Here is a 2,785-nt window from a genome sequence, read left to right on the forward strand (position 1 = left end):
TATCAAAGCCTGAAAGAGGGTGAGAAAAAAGTCCTGACCATTGCTTACACAGTGGACGACGGTACAGGTACAACCAATGCCACCGACAGCAAAACTTTAACCATCACCGTAACCGGCACCAACGATTTGCCGACAGCGTCAAATACCACCGTACCCGGCAGCGAAGACAGCCCGACAACCGGCACATTACCGGCCTACACCGACATCGACGGCGACCCCTGCACCTACAAAGCCGGTAAAACCCCGGCAGTGGGCGGCACCGTGGTTGTTAATGCCGATGGTACATACACCTTCACCCCGAACAAAGGCTTCAGCGGACAAGGCAGCTTCACCTACGTTGTGAACGACGGACACGGCGACAGCGTTGAATACACCGTTACCGTTAATGTAGCGCACGTCAATCACGCCCCCGTAGCCCAAGATGCGTCTGCCGCAGCGAAAGAAGACGGCGCAGTGGTTTCAGGCAAACTGGTTGCGACTGACGTTGACGGCGACACCCTCACCTACAGCACCACCGCCGCCGCACCTGCCGGTTTCACCTTAAATGCCGACGGCAGCTGGTTGTTTGACCCGTCTGATGCCGCATATCAAAGCCTGAAAGAGGGCGAGAAAAAAGTACTGACCATTGCCTACCAAGTGAATGATGGTAATGCGGTCAACGGCACAGCCACCGCAACCTTAACCATCACCGTAACCGGCACCAACGATGTCCCGATCGCCAACGCCTCAGTTGCTGCAGCTACCGAAGGTGCAACACCCCCTGTCAGCGGCGACTTGGTTGCCGACGGTTATGTCAGCGACCCGGACGGCGACAGCCTGACATTCAGCATCAACAGTACCGTACCCGGCTTCAGTCTGCAGCCGGACGGCAAATGGACCTTTGATGCTGCCAATGCTGCGTACAAACACCTGAAAGCCGGCGAGCAGCAAGACGTTATCGTCAATTACACCGTTGACGACGGACACGGCGGTAAAACCGCCGGGCAAATCACCATTACCATAACCGGCGTGAATGATGCGCCGGTAGCCCAAGATGCGTCTGCCGCAGCGAAAGAAGACGGTCCCGCCATTTCAGGCAGCCTGACTGCAACCGACCCGGACGGCGACACCCTGACCTACAGTTTTGTTCAATACACCGACTTTGCCGGTGCAGTGCAAACCGGCTTACCGGCAGGCTTCATCATGAACGCCGACGGCACTTGGAATTTCGATCCGTCTAATGCTGCATATCAAAGTTTAAAAGAAGGTGAAACCAAAACCCTCACCGTTACTTATAAAGTAGATGACGGCAACGGCGGCACCGACACCAAAACTTTAACCATCACCGTAACCGGCACCAACGACGCTCCGATTGCCAGTGCCTCGATTGCTGCCGCCACCGAAGGCGCAACGCCGCCGATCAGCGGCGACTTGATTGCCGGCGGTTATGTCAGCGACCCGGACGGCGACAGCCTGACATTCAGTATCAACAGTGCCGTACCCGGCTTCAGCCTGCAGCCGGACGGCAAATGGACCTTTGATCCGGCCAATGCTGCGTACAAACACCTGAAAGACGGCGAACAGCAAGACGTTATTGTCAATTACACCGTTGACGACGGACACGGCGGCAAAACCGTCGGACAGATCACCATCACCGTCACCGGCGTGAATAATGCTCCGGTTGCCCAAGCGGCAACCGCCTCGGCAACCGAAGACGGTTCCGTGGTTTCAGGCAGCCTGACCGCAACCGACCCCGACGGCGACGCATTGACCTACAGCTTTGTTGAATACACCGACCTCAGCGGCGCAGTGCAAACCGGCTTACCGGAAGGCTTTAACTTAAGCGCGGACGGCAAATGGACCTTTGATCCGACCGGATCGGCGTATCAGTTTTTAGCGGAAGGTCAAAGCAAAGACTTGGTGATTAAATTCAAAGTATCTGACGGGCAAGCCGAAACCGAAGAGACCCTCACCATCACCATCACCGGCACCAACGACCTGCCGACCGCATCAGACATTACCGTCTCACAAGGCGTAGAGAGCGGTAAAATATACAACGGCAACCTGCCGGCGGCACACGACGTGGACACACTGGATATACCGAACTTAACCTATCTGCTGGGTAAAACCCTGCCGCAGCACGGCACCGTGGTGGTGAATCCGGACGGTACTTACACCTACACCGCCGCCGCCAATTACAACGGCACCGACACCTTTACCTACGTGGTGAACGACACCCACGGCAACAGCACTGAGTACACCGTAACCTTAGGCGTGGCAGATAAAACCCTGCCGACCATCGCCGTGAGTGCCGGCGTAGCGGCGGGCGGCATAGTCAATACCGCCACCGGCACGGTATCGGTAAACTTCCAATTATCGGAAGACAGCAGCGACTTTGGTTTGGCATCAATCCAAGTAACCGGCGGCACCCTGCAAAACTTCACCAAAGTTTCAGGCAGCCTGTATACCGCAGAATTTGTTCCGGCCAAAGACTTTGAAGGCACCGCCAGCATCTTTGTGGACAGCGGCAAATTCCACGATTTGGCAGGCAATGCCAACGCCGACGGCGCGGATACCGACAACACCGCGAGCTTCACCGTGGACACCAAAGCCCCGACGGCAACGCTGACCATTGATAAAATGGACGACACAAGCGGCAGCGGCAACGGCGACAACATACTCAATATTGCCGAATCGAAAACCACCCAAATCATCACCGGTACTGCCGGCGGCGATGCCAAAGCGGGCGACACCGTCACCTTAACCGTGAACGGTAAAACCTACAGCGGCGTATTGGACAGCAGCT

At 56.3% G+C, this 2,785-nt stretch carries 1 protein-coding gene; it reads left to right on the forward strand.

Features of this window, described 5'->3' with window-relative positions; translation table 11 throughout:
* Positions 1-2,785 (forward strand): Ig-like domain-containing protein (locus Q384_RS10765; protein ID WP_037588033.1); only part of this gene is annotated, 2,785 nt, incomplete at both ends.

It is taken from the genome of Stenoxybacter acetivorans DSM 19021, from assembly GCF_000745895.1.
Lineage (GTDB): Bacteria > Pseudomonadota > Gammaproteobacteria > Burkholderiales > Neisseriaceae > Stenoxybacter > Stenoxybacter acetivorans.